This window comes from Dietzia alimentaria 72, assembly GCF_000226215.1.
Taxonomy (GTDB): Bacteria; Actinomycetota; Actinomycetes; order Mycobacteriales; family Mycobacteriaceae; genus Dietzia; species Dietzia alimentaria.
Window position 1 is genome coordinate 91733 of record NZ_AGFF01000025.1, and the last position, 20848, is coordinate 112580.

Below are 20848 nucleotides of genomic sequence, written 5' to 3' on the forward strand. Positions count from 1 at the left end.
GGGCCACCGGCCAATCCTGCGATTGTGCCCGTCGATGGCGCAGGCCGGTCAGGACGCGTGAGCGTGGTTGAGCCTGCGACGGGCCAGGTAGTCACCGATCGATGCGATCGCCCGGTCCAGCACGCCTGCCTCCGGCAGGCAGACGATCCGGAAATGGTCCGGCTCGGGCCAATTGAAACCCGTCCCGTGGGTGACGAGAACATGCTCAGATCGCAGCAGGTCGAGAACGAACTCCTCGTCGTCGTCAATCCCGAACATCGCTCTGTCGATCCGTGGGAAGCAATACAGCGCACCACGCGGGGGCACGCAGCTCACCCCGGGGATTGCGTTGAGCGCCTCCGCTGCCCGCGCGAGCTGCGACTCCAGGCGGCCACCCGGGTCCACGACATCGGCGGGGAGCGCGGAACCCGGGGTGCCGGCCGCGAGCGCCACGGGGATCGCGTACTGACCGGGCAGGTTGGGGCACACGCGCATGTTAGACAGCAGCGTTATGCCCTCGAGCAGGTCAGCCGCACGGTCCAGCGGACCCGTCGCAGCCACCCACCCCGCCCGGTAACCGCACACCCGGTACGCCTTGGACAAGCCCCCGAAGGTCAGACACAGGACGTCGTCGCCGGCAGCGAGCGCTGCGTGATGATGCTGGGCGTCGCCGAAGATCAGCTCTTCGTAGATCTCGTCGCTCAGCAGTACGAGTCCGTGTCGGCGAGCGATGTCGGCTATCCCGCGGACGATCTCTTCGCTGTACACCGCACCCGTTGGATTATTGGGGTTGATCAGCACGAGCGCGGTGGTCTGTGGGGTCACCTTGGACTCGATGTCCTCGAGCGACGGATTCCAGTCGTTCTCCTCATCCGCCAGGTAATGCACGGGAACGCCGCCGGTGAGGTTCACGGCTCCGGTCCAGGTCGGGTAGTCGGGCGCGGGGACCAGGATCTCGTCGCCCGGGTTCACCAACGCCTGCAGGACGAGTGTGATGAGTTCGCTGACGCCGTTGCCTAAGAAGACGTCCTCTGCCGAGATCTGATCGATTCCGCAGCGGTGATAGTGCTCAGCCACCGCTTCGCGGGCCACGCGGATCCCGCGCGAGTCCGAGTAGGCCTGGGCATCGTCGAGCCCGCGGGCTACGGCATCCACGATCTCCGGGCGCGCTTCCAGGTCGAAGGGGCGCATGTTGCCCAGGTTCAGCCGCAGAATGTCGTGCCCCTCGGCCTCCAGCCGCATCGCCTCGGTGAGAATCGGGCCGCGCACGTCGTAGCGGACGTCGCGGAGGCGCCGGGACTGGCGGTAGGTGGGCGTGGTGTGCGGCTGGACTGGGCTCAACATGCCGCTATTCCACCGCCTAAGTGGCGTGGATGGAAGGTCCACTTCCGGCAAAACGATGAGACCACTTAGGGGTCTCGAGGTGAGGGGGCAGCGCTCGTGGGGCGGCGGAGCAGCGGCGGCGGGTCAGCGGCGGGGGCCAGCGGCGGCCGCAGGATTGCGGCGGGTCAGGGCGCGGTGGTGGGCACGGGCGCGGCCCGAAATTTTGACGTGGTCACTGCGAAAATCTGACTCATTCTTCGCAGTGACGACGACAAAACTCGCTGCCAGCTCCCGGGGGCGACCCCGCCGCGTGGGCAGCGACGAAGCCGTCGCCTGGGGGCCGAGCAACGAACCCGCCGCGGGAAGCCTATGGCGGGTTCGCTGGCAACACCTGCACGCCTGACGGCGAGCGAGGCGGGATCAGACGGTGGGGCCGTGCTGCTCCACGATCTTCTCGGACTCGCCCACTTCGCGCCCCTCGGCCCGCGCGGAGGCCAGCCGGGTCTCGTGGGCGGTACGGATGATCTCGGAGTACTTGTCCTTGTGATCGAGTAGATCGTCGCGGTACTTCTGCGCCACGGCCTCGGCCTTGCGGGTCCAGGTGTCCATGAGTTGCTCGGCCTGCTGGCGGTCGGTGTCGGTTACGTCGTCGGCCTCGGCGAGGCGGGAGTAGCGGTAGGCGTAACGCTCGGCGTTCTGCAGCGCGCGCAGAGCCTTGCCCTTGCGGCTGTTGAGCGAGACCACCACGGTGATGGCCAGGATCACCACGATCACCAGCAGCGAGATCGTGGTGGGTATCTCCGCCACGGGGACGTTCTCGCCGTCGTTGATGAACGGCAGGTTGTTCTCGTTCAGCGCATGCAGCACCAGCTTCACGCCGATGAACCCGAGCACCGCGGACAGGCCGTAGGAGAGGTACACCAGTCGGTCGAGTAGGCCGTCGATGAGGAAGTACAGCTGACGCAGGCCCATCAGCGAGAACGCGGTGGCGGTGAAGACGATGTACGGCTCCTGGGTCAGACCGAAGATCGCCGGGATCGAGTCGAACGCGAAGAGGATATCCGTGGCGCCGATAGCCACCATGACCAGCAGCATCGGGGTGAGTAGCCGCTTGCCGTTCTCGCGGGTGAACAGCTTGTCGCCGTTGTAGTGCTCGGAGGCCGGCAGGACCTTCTTGGCCAGCCGGATCATGATGTTGTCGGCGTCGTCCTTGCCGTCCTTGTCGCCGGTCATCTCGCCGCGCAGCTGCTGGCCGGCGATGAGCAGGAGGGCGATTCCGAACAGGTAGAAGACGTCGGACCAGGCCTCGATGATCGCCGCGCCCAGGAGGATGAAGACGGTGCGCGAGACCAGGGCGAACGTGATGCCGAACAGCAGGACCTTCTGCTGGAACTCGCGTGGCACCTTGAACGACGCCATGATCACCAGGAACACGAAGAGGTTGTCGACACTCAACGCCTTCTCGGTGATGTAGCCGGCGTAGTACTCCACGGCGTGCGAGGTGTCGCCGAAGGCGAAGAACATAAGGCCGAACAGCAGGGCGATGCCGATGTAGATCCCGGACCAGACCGCGGCCTCGCGGATGGTCGGGAGGTGCGCCTTGCGGACGTGGAAGAAGTAGTCAAAGGCGAGTAGGCCCACGATCACCGCGATCGTGATGCCCCAAAGTAGCGGAGTGATCTCCATGGACGGGAGGGGTCCTTTCGTGAGAGACGGCGTGGGACGACGATGCCCCGTGAGTCTCTCCGCTCATTCGGGCCTGTCGCCGTCGGAATGAGCCGCTGTGCCCGGCCGGTCCGGTCTTCGGACCCGCGTGCTGACGTCCACAGCGTGTTGGATACTCCCCCACTGCGGGTGAATGCTACACCGACGCGCAGACCTAGGCTGGGTGCATGGCCCGCATACCCCGCCCCGGTTCGCTGGTCGTGGGTGAAGTGTCGGCAGCCGCGGATCTGGTGGACGTGATCATCAACCGGATCGCGGACGGGGCCCTGGCGGACGGCGACAGATTGCCGTCCACCCGCGCACTGGCCGAGCAGACCGGGCTCTCCCGAGGCACGGTCGTCCGCGCCTTCGACGAACTCACCGCCGCGGGATTCGTCGCCTCCGTCCACGGCTCGGGCACCCGCGTCAGTTCGGGTGCTGGCCAGGCTGCGCGTGCTGGCGCGCGAACTCGTGGTCGGCGGGAGGCGGTGTCGTCGTCATCGTCGGTGGCCGGTGGGGCGGGCGCGGCGGGCACGGCAGGACCAGGGGGGACAGTGAAAGCGGGGGGCGCGGCGGAGGGGTTGGCTCCGCGACAGGGCCGGTCACCGCGAGATCTGCGCCCCGGGATCCCCGACGCGTCGCTAGTTGACGAGCGGGCGTGGCGGTCGGCGGTGCGGGCGGCCGCTGCGGCGGGGTTGGTGGGGTTGAATCCGTGGGAGGAGCCGAGCCCCGGATTGCGGGCGGCGTTGGCGGGGCATCTCCGGAGACATCGAGGGATCGCGGGTGCGGACCCGCTGCTGTTCGACTCGTCGAGGTCAGCGGTGGCGGCCCTGTGTGCGGCATTCGTCGCCGAGCACGCCGAGCACCCCGAGCAAACCGAGCACCCCGCGATTCCGTTCCACATGGAGGACCCCGGCTACCGCGGCGCGCTGCTCATGGCCCGCGAGCAACGCCTGGACGTGCGGCTGCACCCCGTGGATCCCGATGGCCTCGACGTCGCGCGCCTGGGCGACGAGCCGGGGATCGTGTTCACCACGCCCGCGCACCAGTTCCCCCTCGGCCACCGTATGAACGTCGAGCGGCGCGTGGCGCTGGTGGAGTGGGCGCGGCGGACCGGCTCGCTGGTGATCGAAGACGACTACGACGGCGAATTCCGCTACGGCGTCGCCCCGCTGCCCGCACTCGCCACCTTGCCGGGCGCGGACGGGTGCGTGGCGTATGTGGGCACCTCATCCAAGTCGGTGGCCCCGGACCTTCGCGTCGCGTGGTGTCTGCCACCGGAGGCGTTGCGTCGGGAGGTCGAGCGGTGTCTGGCTGTGCACCGGCGGGGGCCGTCGTCGCTGCCCGCGGACACGTTGGGGGAGTTCATGGCTTCCGGGGCGATGGACCGCCACCTGGCGCGCGCGGCACGGGTGTACAGCGACCGCCGTTCACGTCTGGTGTCGGCGCTGGCGCGCGAGTGTCCGACGTTGGACGTGACGGGTGTGGAGGCCGGTCTGCATCTGTGCGTGTTGCTCCCCGGATATGACGACGACGACGTGGTCCGCGGGCTCGAGCGGGCCGGGTGGCGTACGCGGTCGCTGAGTAGTCAGTCGGCGCAGGCCGCGGTGTCGGGCCTGGTGCTGAGCTATTCGCGACTCGGAGCGCGGGACGCGGCGGCGTTTGCGGTGGCGTTGCGAGAGGTCCTGAGCGGCGGCCAATTCAGCTGATCGACCCCGGCGGCTGGCGCCTGGGTGCTTAGATCCTGACAGGAGTCAGGTCGCCGTCCGGGGGCCGGGCCGGGCGCCATTCGGGTCGCCGGGATCAGGAGCGTGGCACAGATGGAACAGCAGCAGTCACTCGCGGGCAAGGTCGCCTTCATCACCGGCGCGGCCCGGGGCCAGGGTCGCAGTCACGCGGTGGAGCTCGCCCGGCGCGGGGCCCGCATCCTCGCGCTGGACATCTGCGAGGACATCGCCTCGGTCCCATATGCACTGGCGTCGCGGTCGGACATGGACCAGACGGTCACCGAGGTCGAGGCGGTGGGTGGCGAGATCGTGGCCGTCGAGGGCGATGTGCGGGAGACCGCCGACGTCGCCGCTGCCGTGGACAAGTGCGTCGAGGCGTTCGGTGTGCCGGACATCGTGGTGGCCAACGCCGGGGTGAACCTCCAGCGCGGTCTGGAGCCGGATGCTCAACAGGCGTTCGTCGACACGATCATGGTCAACCTGGTGGGCGTGTGGAACACGGCGCACGCGATCGCGCCGCTGATGGTCGAGCGGGGTGAGGGCGGAGCGCTCGTGCTGATCTCCTCCACCAACGGCCTGACCGGGCGAGGCGGCGACGGCTCCGGCGCGGCGACCGGATATACCGCCAGCAAGCACGGCGTGGTGGGCATCATGCGCAGTCTCATGATCTGGCTGGCGCCGCACGGCATCCGCATCAACACCATCCACCCGGCCGGTGTGGTCACACCGATGGTCGCGCACGAGGAGATGCAGGCCTGGTTTGCCGCCAACCCCGCTGCGCACACGATGGGCAATGCCCTGCCGGTGGCCATGCTCGACACGATCGACATCTCGCGCGCGGTGCTCTACCTGGTGGAGGAATCGGGCCGTAACATCACCGGGATCACGCTCCCGGTGGACGCGGGTTTTACCGGCAAGTAATCGCCGCGCCTCGGGGTCCTCCGCCGAGCGGTCGCGGGCGGTCGGGTGCGGTCCTACTGTGAGATTCGCGAGACCGTAGGCGACAGCTCGGAGGAGGCGCACCATGGGCGAGGCATTCTGGAGACGCACGACCATCGACCCGCCGGCGGAGGCGTTCCCGGCCGGCGAGCACGTGGATCTGGTGGTTGCGGGCGCGGGCTTCACCGGCCTGATCACCGCAATCATGGCGGCCGCGCGCGGCAGATCCGTGGTGGTGCTGGAGGCACGCACGGTGGGGGCCGGGGCGAGTGGAGCGACCACGGCCAAGATCTCGGTTCTCCAGGGCACGCGATTGTCGGCCATTCGGTCGCGGCACGGGCTCGAGACGACGCGTGCCTACGCCGACGCCAACCTCTACGGGCTGGACTGGTGGGTTGAGTTCTGCGACTCCCACGGCGTTGATGTGCAACGACGTCGCGCGGTGACGTTCTCGAACAGCACTCTGGGCACCTCCAGGCTCCGCAAGGAGATGCGCACGCTCGTCGAATTGGAGCTGCCCGCCCGGTGGTACGACAAGATGGACGTCCCGTTCCCGTCCCGCGCGGGGGTCGAACTGCCCGATCAACTGCAGTTCGATCCGGTGGAGGCGCTCGGCGCGCTGACCCGCGAGGCCACCGCGTTGGGCGTGCGGATCGTCGAACACGCCCGGGTCACCGGGCTCAAGGCGCAGGGCGCGGGGGAGGAGGCGTTTGTCGAGGTCACCGCCGCGATCGGTGCCTCCACCGATCCTGATCCCGATGCCAGAACCACAGACACGCTCACCGCCCGCGACGTCGTCCTCGCCACCGCGACCCCCGCCCTCGACCACGGTCCCAGCGTGGCGACCATGGAGGCCGAGCGCTCATACCTGTGTGCATTCGAATACCCCGGCGGGCTACCGCAGGGCATGTACGCCTCGGTCGAGAGTCCGGTGCGCTCGCTGCGGACCGTCCCCCAAGGCAGCGATGAGGTCCTGTTGGTCGGAGGTAACGGTCACCGCACCGGAACCGCCGCCGGGACCGCCTCCAAGGTTGACTCACTCCGCGAGTACGCCGAGAAGCACTTCCCGGGCGCGCGATTCACCCACGGCTGGTCGGCGCAGGACTATCACCCCGTGACAATGTTGCCCAGGTCAGGCCCTCTGCCGTGGGGCCGCGGCCGAGTGCACTTCGCCGGCGGCTACAGCAAGTGGGGCCTGAGCGGGGCGCCCGCCGCGGCGGGGATCATGATCGATCGCCTCGAAGGCCTGGACCAGCGGGTCACGTTCGGCAAGCCGTCGATCACCGGGTCGGTCAAGAACGCGGTGCCACTGCTGGCGGACCTTCCCGTGCAACTCGCGGCCACCGCGGCGCAGGCGGCGGTACGGCGGCCACGGCCGACCGTCCGACCGATCGGTCAGGCGGTGGGCGACGACGGCGAGGTGTGCCGCGTCGGACTGCTGTGCCCCCACATGGGAGCCGCATTGGCGTGGAACGAGGTCGAGCGGTCCTGGGACTGTCCCTGGCACGGGTCGCGCTTCACCGCCTGCGGAGACCTGCTCGAAGGGCCCGCCAGCACCGGCCTCAAGAAATACGACGTCCCCTGAGCGCGCGACACTGGCACAGTTGAGGTCATGGCCACCGTCTCGGACAGTTCCGTTGTTCGTGAAACCTCTGATCGGCGCCGCACCCCGCTGCGGACGACGTGCGCCCAGCCGCACGCCTGCCCCCGGCCGGTGCGGCTAGCCGTGCTGCGTCACGCGCCGTTCTTCGCCGACCTCGACGCCGACGGCATCGCGGACGTCGACGCGCACGCGGTCGTGCTCTCCTGGGCGGCCGGCGACGCGGTCTACACGGAGGGCGAGCCGGGCGGGCACCTGTATCTGGTGGCTCACGGGCAGGCCAAGGCCTATCAGGACACCGAAGACGGACGGACCGTGGTGGTGGACCTGCTGGCGCCGGGCGACATGTTCGGCGGGTTCGACACCCTCGGCAAGCCCGAGTACGGCGAGACGGTGGAGGCGTTCGGCACCCTGTGCGCTCTGCGGATCTCCGATGAGGACTTCCGTGAGATCCTCGTCCGTTACCCGGAGGTCGCGCTGCGCGTCGTGGACGATCTGGCCGGCCAACTCGGTGACGCCCGCACCACGGTGCTGCAGCAGTCCACTCGGACGGTCGCCGAGCGGGTCGCCGCAACACTTCTCCGGATCGCCGACAAGTTCGGTGAGGCGAGGTCCGGCTTCGGAGGCGACGACTCGCACGGCACGCTGCTCCAGTTGCCGCTCACCCGCGTCGACCTGGCGGGCATGACGGGTTCCACGCCCGAGTCGGTATCGCGGGTGATGAGCCGTCTGCGCAGGGAGGGGATCATCGATTCCGGTCGCCGCTGGACCGCGGTGCTCGACCGGGATCGGCTGGCGGAGATCGCCGGCACCTGAGGTGCGGACAGGCTGGCCTTGGTTGAAAGAACCGCCGAGGTCGCCGACACTCGATAGCGGATCGGGCGTACCTGGTCCCGGTTCTACTACCGCTTTGCTTACCGATCAGACAGGAACCACGATGAGCCCCACCGACCATGGCCCGAATCCGTTTGTCGTCAACATCGAGGACGCCACGCTCTCGAACGACAATTACCGGACCACCCTGTGGACGGGATCGAACATGCAGCTCACGGTGATGAGCATCGCGCCGGGAGATGACATCGGACTCGAGGTCCACGCCGACCACGACCAGTTCCTGCGCGTCGAGGCCGGCAAGGGCCGCGTTCAGATGGGCCCCGCCAAGGATCAGCTCGACTTCGAGCGTGAGGTCGGCGACGACTGGGTGATCCTCGTGCCCGCCGGTTCGTGGCACAACGTCACCAACATCGGCGACGACCACCTCAAGGTGTACTCGCTGTACGCCCCGCCGGAGCACGCGCACGGCACTGTTCACCCCACCAAGGCCGACGGCGAGCACGATCACTGACCTGACCTGACGAGACCCGCGCTGCGCAGATGTGCGCAGCGCGGGCCAGGTCGTGAATGAGGTCAGACCTTCACGGGATCGCGATCTGCTCCGGCAGGCGCCCGAACTGCGGCTGCCTGCCGCGCCTCGGATTGTCGACGCATCAGACGCATGGCATTGATGATCACCACCAGCACCGATCCCTCGTGCACCAGCATGCCGATCGACATGGTCACGCCGCCGGCAAAGACACCTGCCAGGAGCGCGGCCACGGTGATCATCGCGATCGCGATGTTCTGCCGCATCACGCTGACGGTGCGCTTGGCCAACCCGATGGCCTCGGGCAGCCGGAGCAGGTCGTCGCCCATCAGGGCGATGTCCGCGGTCTCCACCGCCACCGCCGAGCCGGCCGCGCCCATCGCCACTCCGATGTTCGCGGTGGCCAGCGCCGGGGCATCGTTCACGCCGTCGCCGACCATGGCCACGGTGTGCCCCGCACGCTGCAGCTCGGTCACGGCATCCAGCTTGTCCTCGGGGAGCAGTCCCGCCCGGACCTCGTCCACCCCGGTGGCCTTGCCCACGGCCTCGGCCACCAGCTGGACGTCGCCGGTGAGCATGACGACCTTCTTCACACCTGCGGCGTGGAGGCGGGCGATCATCTCTGGCGCATCTGCACGGATGGTGTCGGCCACGGCGAGGACACCGGCCACCTTGTCGTCGACACCCACGATCATCGGGGTCTTGCCGTCGCGGGCGAACTCGTCGGCCGCACGCTGGGCCCCACCGTCGTCGACGATTCCGAACTGATCCAGTAACGCCTGGTTTCCGATGAGTACGCGCTGTCCGTGGACCTGCGCGGTCAGACCCTTACCCGCCACCGGGGTGACCGACTCGGGGGTGTCGTAAGCGATCCCCTCGGCCGCCGCCGCATCCAGGATCGGACGGGCCAGGGGGTGCTCGGATCCGGCCTCGCCACCAGCCGCCAGTGCCAACACATCAGCGCGGTTCATGCTCGGATCCAGCACCACCACGTCGGTCAGCTCCGGGCGCCCCTCGGTCAGGGTGCCGGTCTTGTCCACGGCCACCACGTCGATCTTCGCCGAGGTCTCCAGGAACTCGCCGCCCTTGATGAGGATGCCGTTGCGCGCGGCCCGACCGATGCCGGCGACGATCGCCACCGGGATCGAGATGACCAGTGCGCCCGGGCAGCCGATCACCAGCAGGGTCAGCGCCAACACCACGTCACCGCTGATCAGGCCCGCGACCAGCGCGAGGAGCATGATGCCGGGGGTGTACCAGCTGGAGAAGCGGTCGATGAAGCTCTGAGTGCGGGCCTTGGCGTCCTGCGCCTCCTCGACACGATGGATGATCCGCGCCAGGGTGGTGTCGGCTCCGATACCGGTGGCCAACACGTGCAGGAAGCCGCCGCGAGAGATGGTGCCGGCGAACACCTGGTCACCCTTCGACTTCTCCACCGGGATCGACTCGCCGGTGATCGACGCCTCGTCCAGCGCGCCGGAGCCGGCGACCACCTGGCCGTCGACCGGAACCTTGGCTCCGTTCTTCACCAGCACGATCTCGCCCTGGCGGACGTCGACGGCGTCCACCTCAACCTGTTCGCCGTCACGCATCACCACCGCGACATCCGGGGCCACGGCCACCAATTCGGCCAGGGCAGACCGGGTCTTGTTGAGAGTCGCGGATTCGAGCGCGTGGCCGATCGCGAACAGGAAGGTGACCGCGGCCGCCTCCCAGTAGTTGCCGATGATGATCGCGCCGATCGCGGCCACCGAGACCAGCAGGTCGATGCCGATGTGGCGAATAAACAGGGCGTCGACGGCCTTCTTGACGATCGGGGCGCCCGCCACCACAGCGGCGGCGAACATCAGTGCGTCGGCCAGGACGGTGTTGTCCTCGAGCCCACGGAAATCCGAACCTGCCACACCGGCGACGATGAACGAGCCGATGATGAGCAGTCCGGACACGATGGGCACGAACCAGCGCCCGTACACCCACCTACGGATCGTGTTCATGTCTGTTCCTCTTTCTCATGCAGTGCGAGGGGATGGCTGGTGGGCGTCGGCCCGGTCAGAAGGCGCTGGCGCGGGCCTTGTAGCCGGCCTTGCCGACAGCGGCCACGATGTCGTCTACGCTCGCGACGGCCGGGTCGTGGTCGACCTCGATCCGGGAGGAGGCGAAGTGCACCTTCACGTTCTCCACGCCGGCCATGCGGCCGACCCGCTTCTCGATCTTGGAGACACAGGACGGGCAGGAGAAGCCCTCCGCCCGGAGCATGCTGTTCTTGAGGTTCTGGCTGTTGACGGCCATGTTGATCACTCCTGGTTTCGTTCTTCCCGGGCCCACTCCGGGCCCGGCACCTTGGAAGTTACGGAGGATCAGGGAGAAGAACACTGACGGGCATCACTTGTCCGCATAGTCGTGCGGGCATGACACGCTGGGGAACGTGAAGACGCCGGTACCTGACTATCTACTCGAGATCCGCGATGCCTGTTCAGTGGGCGACGACGGCGAACTCGCCGACTACATCCCCGAGCTCGCGTCCGTTGATCCGGACCGTTTCGCGGTGGCGGCCTGCACCATGGACGGGGTCGTCTACACGGCGGGTGATGCGGACGCGGAGTTCACCATCCAGTCCATGAGCAAGCCGTTCATCTATGCCCTGGCCCTGCGCGATCGCGGGATCGGAGGGGTGCTCGAGAAGGTGGCCGTGGAGCCGTCTGGCGACGCGTTCAATCAGATCTCCCTGGAGAGGGTCTCGGGCCGGCCGCGCAATCCGATGATCAATATCGGTGCCATCACCACGCACACGCTCGTCGGCCAGCCGGACGCCACCGAGATCGAGCGCGACACCGCCGTGGCCGAAGGGCTCTCGGCGTTCGCCGGCCGGCCTCTGGAGGTGGACATCACCGTCCTGGACTCCGAATTGCGCACGGCTTTCCGTAACCGGGCCATGGCCAACCTGGTGCGCGCCGGCGGGATCATCGACGGCGACCCCGATGAGGCGGTCCGCGGTTACACCAGGCAGTGCGCCTACAAGGTGACCGTCCGTGATCTGGCGGTGATGGCGGTGACCCTCGCGACCGGCGGCGTCAACCCCGTCACCCGTGAGCAGGTGGTCTCCGCGCGCGTGGCCCGGCAGGTGCTCGCGGTGATGGCCACGTGCGGAATGTACGACGCGGCCGGTGACTGGATGTCCACCGTTGGCATCCCCGCCAAGAGTGGGGTCTCCGGCGGGATCTTTGGTGCGCTGCCCGGGCAGGTGGGACTGGGAGTGTTCTCACCACGACTCGACGATCACGGCCACAGTGTGGAGGGCGTGCGCACCTTCGAGCGGCTTTCCCGCGACCTCGACCTGCATCTGATGAACACCACCGTGACAGACGTCGAGGCGGTCCGCTCGGTGCGCTACGACGAGGCCAGTGGCCGGCGCACCTTCCGGCTCCAGGGTCCCATGACGTTCGCCAGCGCCGAGCAGGTGCTGCGCCGTCTCGTTGAGATCCCGCCGGGTGACAGCGAGGTGACCCTGGATCTGAGCCGGGTGTCCTCGGTCAACAGGAGCGCACGGCGGATGCTGATCGAGGGGATGAGCCGACTGTCCGCCGACGGACACACCGTGGGTCTGGCCGACCCCAGTCGTCGTCTTCCCCAGCCTGAGCTGAGCGACGGGTCCCGGCCGGTCACCCGGCGCGCTGCCCGCTGACCGGGAGCTGCGAGCAGCGGTTCAGGCCTCCGAACGGGGAGCGCGTTCCCACTCGCGGAGTACCTTCTGAGCCAGGAGTCCCTCGCGCCACCCGGAGACCAACGCGGCGCGGTCGAGCAGGTCGGGATGGATGCTCCACAGACGCATCCACCGAGTGGAGGGCGCGCGCCGGAGGAGAGATATGACGACGACGACACCGCCGACTCTCGACCAGGTGATGGCCGAGCTCTCGGACCTCGCGGACGCCCGGATCCGGGAGGTCAACGAGCGGCACGGCGACGACCACGCGGTGAACCTGACCAAGCTCCGAGCTGTGGCCAAGCGGGTGAAGAAGAACCATCCCCTGGCTGTGGACTTGTGGGGCACCGGTGACTCGGCTGCACGGCTGCTGGCGTTGCTCATCTGCAGGCCGAGAGAGTTCTCCGCTGCCGAGCTCGATGCGATGATCCGCGAGGCCCGCACCCGCAAGGTGCACGACTGGCTGGTGCGGTACGTGGTGATGAAGGGTCCGCACGCCGAGGACCTGCGCATCGCCTGGATGGCTGATGTCGATCCGGTGGTGGCCTCGGCCGGCTGGGCGGTGACCGCGGACAGGGTGGTCACGAGGCCGGAGGGGCTGGACCTGACCGCACTTCTCGACAGGATCGAGGCAGAGATGGCAGGAGCTCACGAGCGGTTGCAGTGGGAGATGAACACCTGCCTGGCGCAGATCGGGATCCAACACCCTGAGTTGCGGGCGCGCGCGCTGGAGATCGGCGAGCGTCTGGGAGTCCTTCGCGACTATCCGACACCGCCCTACTGCACCTCGCCGTTCGCCCCGGCGTGGATCAACGAAATCGTCCGCCGCAAGGAGGGCTGATCGTCACCGCCCTGACCCGCGTGGTGCGCCGAGCGCATCGCGGTAGACCTCGGCGTGAGCCGCTGCGACCGCGCCGTCCTCGGCCTCGGCGGCCCGTGGGGGGACAGTCGAGCTGGTGAGGGCGGTCTGCAGGGCGTCGCGCAACCCTGTGAGCCCGCGTTGTCCGGGATCGTAGGAGCCCGCCGGCGAACCCCACTGCTCGAGCAGGTGCCCGATTTCGGGGATGACCGGCGGCACCCCGAGGTCGCGGCACAGCTCCAGCCACCCCGAGTGCGTGCCGTGACGATGCGGAAGAACCAGAGCGTCGAACCCGGCCAGGGTCCGGCACAGTTCGTCGTCGTCCAGGTGCTCGTGCGGGAGAAGGCGGACGTGCTCGCGGGCGTGCAGCAGGTCCAGGGTGAGGGCGGCAGCATGTCGGGCGTGACCGGGATCCCGGGCGGCGGACAGGGCGTCGGAGCGGACCATCGCCACCAGGTCGACGCCATCGGGGAGCGCGTCGGCCAGCCGGGGGAGGAGTTCTTCCGCGGCGATCCCGGACCTCAGGGACCCCAGCATCACGCCCACGGAGCGACGGCCGGCCGGGCTGGGACCGTCCAGGCCTTCCAGGTGGCGGAGCCGGTGCGGCTCGGTGACCCCGGCGGGGAGCAGTCGCGGATGAGGAATCACCCGCGCGTCCACGCCCCAGAGCCGCCCTATCTCGGTGGCCGCACCGCAGGTCAGCGTGATCACGGCGTCCGCGCCGCGGACCAGATGGCCGGTTCGCTCCAGGTGAGCCGTGGGATCGGTCTCGTGCGGATTGGTGAGGTCGTGCACAGTCACTACCAGCGCGAGCCCGCGGTCCCGCACAGCGGAGACAAAGCCCGCCACCTGCTCAGGCGTCCTGTGCTCGTAGCCGAAGTGCACGTGCACCACGTCAGCGCCCCCCAGCACCCCGGGACGCTCAGCGGCCTCCAGCGCGGGGTGCGGCCACCAGCGAGCCGGGTCCGAGGGGTCCAGGATCGGGTCGTCGAGCAGGTGAACCGCGGACGTGCCCACCGCGGTGCCGACGGCGTGGCGGACGTAGTCGTGGCCAGCCGGCACAGACCGGACTCGGATCGATTGTCTGGTCGGGGTCGGGGTCGGGGGAACGCTGGAGTGCACCCCGTCACCTTGCCATCCGCGCGTGCCTAACCCCACTGCATCGGTGGCGGCAGTTGCGGGCCGGTTGCCGCCGCCGGGGGGCCTGCCTACGCTCGGCGCAGTGAATACCCCCAGCGCAGAGAAGGGTTCGGTCCAGTGAGCCACACCGACGTGCCCTCAGTCATGGTGATCGGCAATTGCCAGGCGGACGTCTATCGCGACCTGCTGCGTTCCGCCGAGGGCACCGCGGTGACCGACGTGCGACCGGTGTACGAGATGACGGCCCGGGATATCCCGACGCTGCATGCTGATCTCGCGCGCACCGACGTGTTGATCGTCCAGCCGATCCGCGACGACTACCGCGACCTGCCGCTCGGTCACCGCCAGATGACCGCGCAGCTGCCGGCCTCGGCCACGGTCGTGCTGGTGCCGGTCCTGCGTTTCGCGGGGCTGCACCCGTACCAGGTGCTGATCCGGCCCCCACGGGACCGATCGCTCGTCCCGCCCATCGCCCCGTACCACGACCTGCGGGCGATCATGGCCGCGGCGACCGGGGATCGCGAGGTGCTCGACGCCGTGCCGAATCCGGACCAGGCGCATGCCTCGGTCCGCGAATCAGTTGAGGCGCTGCGGACCCGCGAGCAGGCCCACGGCACGCTGACCGCATCGGACCTGCTGGACTCCATGCCCCGCTGGCACACGATCAACCACCCGGACCGCGGCACCCTGGCGGGAGTCTTCGGGCGCATCCTCGCTGAACTCCCTCCCGGACTGATCGACCCGCCGCCCCGGATCGGCGACCGCGAACCCCTGGGTGACACCCAGGCTCCCGTCGATCCCGCCGTCGAGCGCGCGCTGGGCCTTCCCGAGATCGGACCGCGCGACTGGCTGGTCAACGGCGACGCCGTCTCCGCGAGTGAGGTCGTCGAGGCGCATCTGGCCTGGTACGAGTCCACCCCGGGCGTGGTCGAGGAGGGCTTGCGCCGCCACGCCGCGCGCATCGAGCTCCTGGGGCTCAGGTGAATGCACCGCTGACGATCGCGCTCGGCCCGCCGGCGCACGGGGTGACCCGCTTCGCCGTCGAGTGTGCTCAGGCCGCCGGAGCCGCGGTTCTCGACGTGCCCGACGTGGCCGGATTGCCCGCGGCGCTGGCCGCACTCCCGGCTCAGGGCTCGGCGAGGGCCATTCACCTGCACGTCACCGACCCGCTGTTCGGGGCGACTCCGGACGAGGCGGCAGACACGGTCGAGGCGGTGGCGCGGGACCGTCCGCTGGCCGTGACCCTGCACGATGTTCCCCAACCGGCCGAGGGCGAGGAGCGGTGTCGTTTCCGGACCCGGGCGTATCAGCGGATCGCGGCGGCCGCTGACCTGGTCGTGGTGAGCTCCCGGCACGAGCGTGCCCTCTGCGAGGCTGCGGGCATCGTCGTCGACGCGGTGATCCCCCTGCCCGTCCCCGACCTGGGCGTCGCCTCGCGCCACGGCGCCCCACCTGAACCTGACGCGCGGTCGGTGGGGGTGTTCGGCTTCCTGCACCCGGGCAAAGCGGTGGACGTGGTGGCCGCGGCCGTGGCCGACCTCGCCGCCGCCGGCGATCACGAGGTGACGCTGCGGCTGCTGGGCGCGCCCGCCGACGGCCACCAGGATTACGTGCGCGCCGCGGTCGAGACGGTCCGGGCAGCCGGGGGACGCGCCGAGGTCACCGGGAGGGTCGACGACGACGAGCTCGCCCGCGTCCTGGCGGAGGTGACCGTGCCGGTGGCCCTGTTCCGCAACGTGTCCGCGTCGGGCTCACTCAACACCTGGGCCGCCGCCGGGCGCCGCCCCCTGACCACCGATTCGGACTACACCCGCGAGATGGAACAGCGGCGGCCCGGTTCCCTGCTGCTCACGGGCGCCCCCGGTCCCGCCGGTATCTCCGACCTCGCCGGCGACCTGCGCGCACTCCTCGACAACCCCGCCCCGACTCGCATCGACCCGCCCGGACCGGGCGCCACAGAGTTGGGCCGCGCCTACCGGCAGGCCTGGGAGAGGTGGATCGGGTGAGCGCGGGTACCTCGGCAATCCAGGCAAGCGTGGATGTGGTGATCCCGTACTACCGGGACCAGCAGATGCTCGACCGGATCCTCCACGCACTGCGCCACCAGACCGGGCTCGCCGAGTCCCCCCGGGTGATCGTGGCGGACGACGGCTCGCCCACCCCGCCCGTCGTCCCCCCTGAGGTCACAGTGGTCCGGCAGGAGGACCGCGGATTCCGCGCCTCCGCCGCCCGGCACCTGGGCGCCCGGGCGGGAGAGGGTGAGCTGCTGCTTTTCCTGGACGGCGACACGGTCCCCGAGGCCGGCTACGTGGCCGCCCTGCTGGCCGCCCTGGAGGGGAACCCGGACCTACTCGTGGTGGGCCGGCGCCGGTACGGGGTGTTCAGCGACCCCGCGGCGGCACCGGCGCAGCCAGCCCACCGGGGCCTCGAACTCGCCGAAGTCCTCCCGGATCCCGAGTGGCCGGCCTCGTTCTACACCGAGACCGACGGCCTCACCCGCACCGACGGTGGATGGCGAGCCGGACTCTGGCGGGGCGTGCTCTCGGCGGTGTGCGGGATGCACCGCCGGATGTACGACCTGGCCGGGGGCTTTGATCCCCACATCGTCGGTTACGGCGGTGAGGACTGGGACCTCGCCTGGCGCTGCGAACAGGTCGGCGGCCGGCTCCGCTACGTCCCCGACGCGGTGGCCTGGCACGACGGCCCCGACTGGTCGGGCCGCGCCGGAGCCGATGATCCCGACGGCGCTGCGCACCTGGCCCAGAAGAATGCCGAAACCGCACGACTGGCCCCGCTCATCGCCTCTCCCCTCACCCGGCCAGCGGGAGGGATCTTCGAGCTGCCGCTGATCGCCGTCCGCATCCATCGGGGCCCGGGCGGGGCGCAGCACGGCGCCGCCACCGCAAGCGTCGCGGGCAGCGGGTCCGTGGCAGCAACGTGTGCCTCGCTACTGCGGTGGGGCGATGTGACCGTCTCGGTGGACCCGGACACCCCGGACGCCCCTCTGATCGCCGAGCTCTTCGCCGCGGATCCCCGGGTCCGACTCGAACCGCACGACCCGGGGGAGGCCCGCGAGGCAGCTGGCGCGGGTCTTCGTCGTCGTCCCGAGGTTCTGGTGGACATCCTCCGCCCCTGCGGGCTCGGTGCGCTCGACCCCGACCGGGTGCGTGCACTGTGCCCACCCGTGGGGAGCCTGACCGTGGACGACGACGAGGGGCGCGTCCTCGCCCGGATCCGCACGTCGCGCGCCCTGGCCCGCGAGCAGATCTGGGGGGATTGCCCGGACGCGCCTAGGGCGATCGCCGCGAGAGAAGTCGGGGTGAGCCCCTTCGGAACACGGGGAGCGGGGGTACGGCTTGAACAGGTCCTCGGCGGCTGGTGACCAGGTCGTTCACCCCTCCGGTGGCGTCAGGCCCCCCGGGGGGTCACGATCGTAGGTCCAGCAGCGGTTAGCATCCGCCGGCTCGAGCCGAAGCGAAAGGGGGCCCGTGAACGCCCAAGACGACGACCGACTGAAGATCGCCGTGATCGGCCCATCGCGGTTCCCCATCCGGGAACCGTACGCAGGCGGCCTCGAGGTGGTGGTGGCCAAGGAGGTTCCGGCCCTGCGCAGACGAGGCCACGACGTCACGCTGTTCGCCGCCGCCGGCAGCAAGGGGCACGACCGGCGGTTCGAGTTCACCACCATGACCGACGTGACCGGTTTCGGTGACAGCTTCTATCCCACGGGCGGGTACGAGGCCGACGCGGCCGAGTTCCACCGGCTCATGGACCATCTCGCCGAGTCCGATGTCGACGTGGTCCTCAATCACAGCCTCAGCCACGTGCCACTGGTCCGGGCGGCCGACCTGGGCGCCCGCATGATCACCACGCTGCACTGCCCGCGGCTCGACCCCATGCAGGACGCCTTCGATCAGCTCGGCGAGGCGGCGGGCAGTGTGCTGGCGGTCAGTCGCTCCGTGCTCAGTTCCTGGCGGGTGCCCCAGGGCGCCACGGTGGTGCCCAACGGGGTGGAGACGCGGATCTGGCGTCCGCAGCCCACCGCCGCCAACCCATCGCGCGCCGTGTGGTGCGGCCGCGTCGTTCCGGAGAAGGCGCCACATCTGGCGGTCGACGCGGTGATGCGGGCGGGCATGACCCTGGACTTGGCCGGCCGCGTCGGGGATGACCGGTACCTGGACGAGATCCTGGCTCCGCGCCTGCGGGAGGCGGGCAGTGCGGTCCGCTTCCACGGCGCTCTCAGCCGCGAGGCCCTGGTTCCACTCGTGGCACACGCGTCGGTGGCGCTGGTGACGCCGTGCTGGGAGGAGCCCTTCGGACTGACCGCGGTCGAGGCACTGGCCTGCGGGACGCCGGTCGTCGCGCTGGCTCGCGGTGGAATCCGCGAGATCCTCAGCGGCCAGCCCGGGGTGGTGCTGGTCGAACCGGAAGGCGATCTCGCCGCGCGCCTGGCCGCAGCCATTCCCGCCGCGCTGACCTTCGACCGCGCGGCCACCGCTCGGGCCGCCGCCGCGAGGTTCTCCCACGTCACCCGGATGGACCGCGTGGAGGCCCAGTTGAGGGGGCTGCCGGTCGGAGCCGCCACATGATCGGTATCTACGCCCACCACCACGGCAGCGGACACCTCCAGCGGGCGTTTTCCGTTTCGGCCGCCCTGGGCTATGACGTCACCATTCTCACCTCTGCGCCGGTCCCGGACGGCGCGACCCCGTCCCCCGACCGTGTCCGGGTCCTGCGGTTGCCTCTGGACCACGACGGGCCGGGCGCCGTGTCCGGGCCTGTTGACCCCGCGAGCGAGCCGACCGCCGGTGGGCGACTGCACTGGGCCCCGCTCGGACAGCCGGGCCTGCGTCGACGGACGGCGATGCTCACCGAGTGGATCGACCAGAACCAGCCGACGGTCATGTTGACCGATGTCTCCGTCGAGATCACCCTCGCCGCTCGGCTGACCGGCACGCCGGTGGTCTCCACCGTGCTGCCCGGTCGGCGTGACGACGCGCCGCACGAGATGGCGCACGGCGTGTGCTCGGAGCTGGTGGCCGCGTGGCCGCGCTCGGCCGGTGCGCCCGTGCCCGCCGGGGCCGAGGCGCCTCTGATCCCGGTCGGAGGCGTCTCGCGCTTCGCGGGCCGCGACCCGGAACCGGCCGCGCGGGGTCGCGGCCGGCCTCGCGTCCTGCTCTTGCGGGGCAGCGGCGGACATGGCGACGACCCCCGGTGGGAGGCCGTGCGCGATCAGTTCGACGACGTGGAGTGGGTGCAGCTCGGCGGGCCCGGTGGTCGCTGGGTGAGCGACCCCTGGGCGGAACTGTGTAGCGCCGACGTGGTGATCAGCGCGGCCGGGCAGAGCTCGGTGGCCGACCTCGCCGCCGCCGACGCGTTCATGGTGGCCGTTCCAGAGGAGCGCCCGTTCGCAGAGCAGGACGCCACCGCCGACCAGCTCGAGAGTCTGGGACACGGAGCGGTGGTCCGCCGAGACGCCCCCGTCGCCGATCTTGTCCGCGCGGTCCGCCAGATGCTCGAGCGATCTCGCTCGAACCCGGGCGCGGGATCGGGTCTGCGGCGCTCGTGGGAAATCGATGGTGCCGCCGAGAGACTGGCAACCGTCCTGACCTCGGTCTCCGGAGGTGCGCGGTGATTCCCGGCTACCCGAAGCCGTCGACGGCGGTGGTCACGGTGTGCACTCCAGATCGGAAGGAGCACCTGCGCTCCCAGCGCCGCGCCCTGGCCGTTCACCTACCCGGCGCCCAGCACATCGTGGTGCTGCCGACTCGGCCGGGCAGCGAAGAGTTGGCCGCGGAACTCGCCACAGACGGGGCCCTCCCCCTGGAGGTTCCCGCAGGACCCGATCTGCCAGTGGCCCGGTGCCGCAATCTGGGAGGGGACCGCGCGGCGGAGCTTGCTGAGCTGATCATCTTCCTGGACGTGGACTGCATGCCGGGCCCCGATCTGAGAACCCGGTACAGCGAGCTCCCGCCGAATGCGGTGGGGCTCGGGCCGGTGACCTATCTGCCCGAGTCCGCGGGGGCGCCCTACCCGGACGATCTGCCCGGCTTCACCGATCCGCATCCGGCGCGGCCGTTCCCCGAGGAGGGGCTCCGGCAGCTGGAGACCGACGAGTTCGGGATGTTCTGGTCGCTGTCGTTCGCTCTTCACTCCGAACTCTGGAAGCGGCTCCGGTTTGAGTTCGGGGCATTTGACGAGGTCTACACCGGCTACGGTGCGGAGGACACTGACTTCGGCCGCCGGCTGCTGTACCGCCGCGTCCCTGTGGTGCTGGTGGCGGGCGCTCACGTGTATCACCGGTGGCATCCGGTATCGGATCCGCCGGTCGAGCACCTCGGGGACCTGCTGCGCAACGGCGCCCACTTCGCTGAACGCTGGGGGGAGTGGCCCGCACCGGGCTGGTTCGCGGAGTTTGAGCGGCGGGGCCTGGTCCGACGCGAGGGCAACGGGTGGGTGGCGGCGGACCCGCCGCCCGCCTAGCCCGCCCCGCCCCGCCCCGCCGAGCAGAGTG

Annotated in this window: 19 protein-coding genes; 13 read left to right on the forward strand and 6 right to left on the reverse strand. The window is 69.9% G+C overall.

Going from position 1 to position 20848, the window contains the following annotated elements; genetic code table 11:
* Window positions 1-48: 48 nt before the first annotated feature.
* Together ON04_RS13840 and ON04_RS13845 are read right to left on the reverse strand one after the other, a co-directional pair.
* Window positions 49-1323, reverse strand: coding sequence for a pyridoxal phosphate-dependent aminotransferase (locus tag ON04_RS13840; RefSeq protein WP_010542228.1), 1275 nt, complete (start codon window positions 1321-1323; stop codon window positions 49-51).
* A gap of 399 nt (window positions 1324-1722) precedes the next feature.
* Entirely contained in the window at window positions 1723-2988 is a 1266-nt protein-coding gene (locus ON04_RS13845) for a TerC family protein (RefSeq protein ID WP_010542229.1), read from the reverse strand.
* A gap of 206 nt (window positions 2989-3194) precedes the next feature.
* Between ON04_RS13845 and ON04_RS13850 the strand changes: the two genes are divergently transcribed.
* From ON04_RS13850 to ON04_RS13870, 5 genes are all read left to right on the forward strand, one after another.
* A complete protein-coding gene (locus ON04_RS13850; RefSeq protein ID WP_010542230.1) occupies window positions 3195-4715 on the forward strand; it encodes an aminotransferase-like domain-containing protein in 1521 nt (506 codons plus the stop codon).
* 111 nt (window positions 4716-4826) lie between these two features.
* On the forward strand, window positions 4827-5654 hold the full coding sequence (locus ON04_RS13855; protein ID WP_010542231.1) for a mycofactocin-coupled SDR family oxidoreductase: 828 nt from the start codon (window positions 4827-4829) through the stop codon (window positions 5652-5654).
* A gap of 103 nt (window positions 5655-5757) precedes the next feature.
* The gene (locus ON04_RS13860) at window positions 5758-7257 is read left to right on the forward strand and encodes an FAD-dependent oxidoreductase (protein WP_010542232.1); all 1500 of its coding nucleotides are present in this window, start codon (window positions 5758-5760) and stop codon (window positions 7255-7257) included.
* A 27-nt stretch (window positions 7258-7284) separates the two neighbouring features.
* The gene (locus ON04_RS13865; RefSeq protein ID WP_010542233.1) at window positions 7285-8088 is read left to right on the forward strand and encodes a Crp/Fnr family transcriptional regulator; all 804 of its coding nucleotides are present in this window, start codon (window positions 7285-7287) and stop codon (window positions 8086-8088) included.
* A gap of 121 nt (window positions 8089-8209) precedes the next feature.
* A complete protein-coding gene (locus ON04_RS13870) occupies window positions 8210-8617 on the forward strand; it encodes a cupin domain-containing protein (protein WP_010542234.1) in 408 nt (135 codons plus the stop codon).
* 62 nt (window positions 8618-8679) lie between these two features.
* On the opposite strand, the gene ON04_RS13875 is transcribed toward ON04_RS13870, so the two are convergent.
* Both ON04_RS13875 and ON04_RS13880 read right to left on the reverse strand, forming a co-directional pair.
* Window positions 8680-10629, reverse strand: a complete 1950-nt coding sequence (locus ON04_RS13875; protein ID WP_010542235.1) for a heavy metal translocating P-type ATPase — start codon at window positions 10627-10629, stop codon at window positions 8680-8682.
* 55 nt (window positions 10630-10684) lie between these two features.
* Window positions 10685-10924 carry a heavy-metal-associated domain-containing protein gene (locus ON04_RS13880; protein WP_029458477.1) on the reverse strand — a complete coding sequence of 80 codons (240 nt, stop codon included), beginning with the start codon at window positions 10922-10924 and terminating at the stop codon, window positions 10685-10687.
* A 136-nt stretch (window positions 10925-11060) separates the two neighbouring features.
* Here ON04_RS13880 and ON04_RS13885 point away from each other — a divergent pair, with 136 nt between their 5' ends.
* Complete coding sequence (locus tag ON04_RS13885; RefSeq protein ID WP_010542237.1) at window positions 11061-12317, forward strand: glutaminase; 1257 nt, start codon at window positions 11061-11063, stop codon at window positions 12315-12317.
* A gap of 21 nt (window positions 12318-12338) precedes the next feature.
* On the opposite strand, the gene ON04_RS16320 is transcribed toward ON04_RS13885, so the two are convergent.
* A complete protein-coding gene (locus ON04_RS16320; protein ID WP_010542238.1) occupies window positions 12339-12464 on the reverse strand; it encodes a pyrimidine dimer DNA glycosylase/endonuclease V in 126 nt (41 codons plus the stop codon).
* Between the two features lie 34 nt (window positions 12465-12498).
* Here ON04_RS16320 and ON04_RS13890 point away from each other — a divergent pair, with 34 nt between their 5' ends.
* Window positions 12499-13176 carry a DNA alkylation repair protein gene (locus tag ON04_RS13890; RefSeq protein ID WP_010542239.1) on the forward strand — a complete coding sequence of 226 codons (678 nt, stop codon included), beginning with the start codon at window positions 12499-12501 and terminating at the stop codon, window positions 13174-13176.
* A gap of 3 nt (window positions 13177-13179) precedes the next feature.
* On the opposite strand, the gene ON04_RS13895 is transcribed toward ON04_RS13890, so the two are convergent.
* The gene (locus ON04_RS13895; RefSeq protein WP_010542240.1) at window positions 13180-14256 is read right to left on the reverse strand and encodes a glycosyltransferase family protein; all 1077 of its coding nucleotides are present in this window, start codon (window positions 14254-14256) and stop codon (window positions 13180-13182) included.
* Between the two features lie 195 nt (window positions 14257-14451).
* Between ON04_RS13895 and ON04_RS16785 the strand changes: the two genes are divergently transcribed.
* From ON04_RS16785 to ON04_RS13925, 6 genes are all read left to right on the forward strand, one after another.
* Window positions 14452-15318 carry a WcbI family polysaccharide biosynthesis putative acetyltransferase gene (locus ON04_RS16785; protein WP_010542241.1) on the forward strand — a complete coding sequence of 289 codons (867 nt, stop codon included), beginning with the start codon at window positions 14452-14454 and terminating at the stop codon, window positions 15316-15318.
* On the forward strand, window positions 15315-16340 hold the full coding sequence (locus ON04_RS13905) for a glycosyltransferase family protein (protein ID WP_010542242.1): 1026 nt from the start codon (window positions 15315-15317) through the stop codon (window positions 16338-16340). The genes ON04_RS16785 and ON04_RS13905 overlap by 4 nt, the downstream gene beginning before the upstream one ends.
* Window positions 16337-17716 (forward strand): glycosyltransferase family 2 protein, encoded by a 1380-nt coding sequence (locus tag ON04_RS13910; RefSeq protein ID WP_010542243.1) that lies wholly within the window; start codon window positions 16337-16339, stop codon window positions 17714-17716. The genes ON04_RS13905 and ON04_RS13910 overlap by 4 nt, the downstream gene beginning before the upstream one ends.
* Before the next feature lie 106 nt (window positions 17717-17822).
* Window positions 17823-18923 carry a glycosyltransferase gene (locus ON04_RS13915; protein WP_010542244.1) on the forward strand — a complete coding sequence of 367 codons (1101 nt, stop codon included), beginning with the start codon at window positions 17823-17825 and terminating at the stop codon, window positions 18921-18923.
* Window positions 18920-19969 carry a glycosyltransferase gene (locus ON04_RS13920; protein ID WP_010542245.1) on the forward strand — a complete coding sequence of 350 codons (1050 nt, stop codon included), beginning with the start codon at window positions 18920-18922 and terminating at the stop codon, window positions 19967-19969. Before ON04_RS13915 ends, ON04_RS13920 begins: the two co-directional genes overlap by 4 nt.
* The gene (locus ON04_RS13925; protein ID WP_010542246.1) at window positions 19966-20817 is read left to right on the forward strand and encodes a glycosyltransferase family 2 protein; all 852 of its coding nucleotides are present in this window, start codon (window positions 19966-19968) and stop codon (window positions 20815-20817) included. Before ON04_RS13920 ends, ON04_RS13925 begins: the two co-directional genes overlap by 4 nt.
* Window positions 20818-20848: the final 31 nt, after the last annotated feature.

Coding starts and splice junctions, on each gene's coding strand:
- ON04_RS13840 (WP_010542228.1), bottom strand. CDS start 1,323: ATGTTGAGCCCAGTCCAGCCGCACACCACGCCCACCTACCGCCAGTCC.
- ON04_RS13845 (WP_010542229.1), bottom strand. CDS start 2,988: ATGGAGATCACTCCGCTACTTTGGGGCATCACGATCGCGGTGATCGTG.
- ON04_RS13850 (WP_010542230.1), top strand. CDS start 3,195: ATGGCCCGCATACCCCGCCCCGGTTCGCTGGTCGTGGGTGAAGTGTCG.
- ON04_RS13855 (WP_010542231.1), top strand. CDS start 4,827: ATGGAACAGCAGCAGTCACTCGCGGGCAAGGTCGCCTTCATCACCGGC.
- ON04_RS13860 (WP_010542232.1), top strand. CDS start 5,758: ATGGGCGAGGCATTCTGGAGACGCACGACCATCGACCCGCCGGCGGAG.
- ON04_RS13865 (WP_010542233.1), top strand. CDS start 7,285: ATGGCCACCGTCTCGGACAGTTCCGTTGTTCGTGAAACCTCTGATCGG.
- ON04_RS13870 (WP_010542234.1), top strand. CDS start 8,210: ATGAGCCCCACCGACCATGGCCCGAATCCGTTTGTCGTCAACATCGAG.
- ON04_RS13875 (WP_010542235.1), bottom strand. CDS start 10,629: ATGAACACGATCCGTAGGTGGGTGTACGGGCGCTGGTTCGTGCCCATC.
- ON04_RS13880 (WP_029458477.1), bottom strand. CDS start 10,924: ATGGCCGTCAACAGCCAGAACCTCAAGAACAGCATGCTCCGGGCGGAG.
- ON04_RS16320 (WP_010542238.1), bottom strand. CDS start 12,464: ATGCGTCTGTGGAGCATCCATCCCGACCTGCTCGACCGCGCCGCGTTG.
- ON04_RS13890 (WP_010542239.1), top strand. CDS start 12,499: ATGACGACGACGACACCGCCGACTCTCGACCAGGTGATGGCCGAGCTC.
- ON04_RS13920 (WP_010542245.1), top strand. CDS start 18,920: ATGATCGGTATCTACGCCCACCACCACGGCAGCGGACACCTCCAGCGG.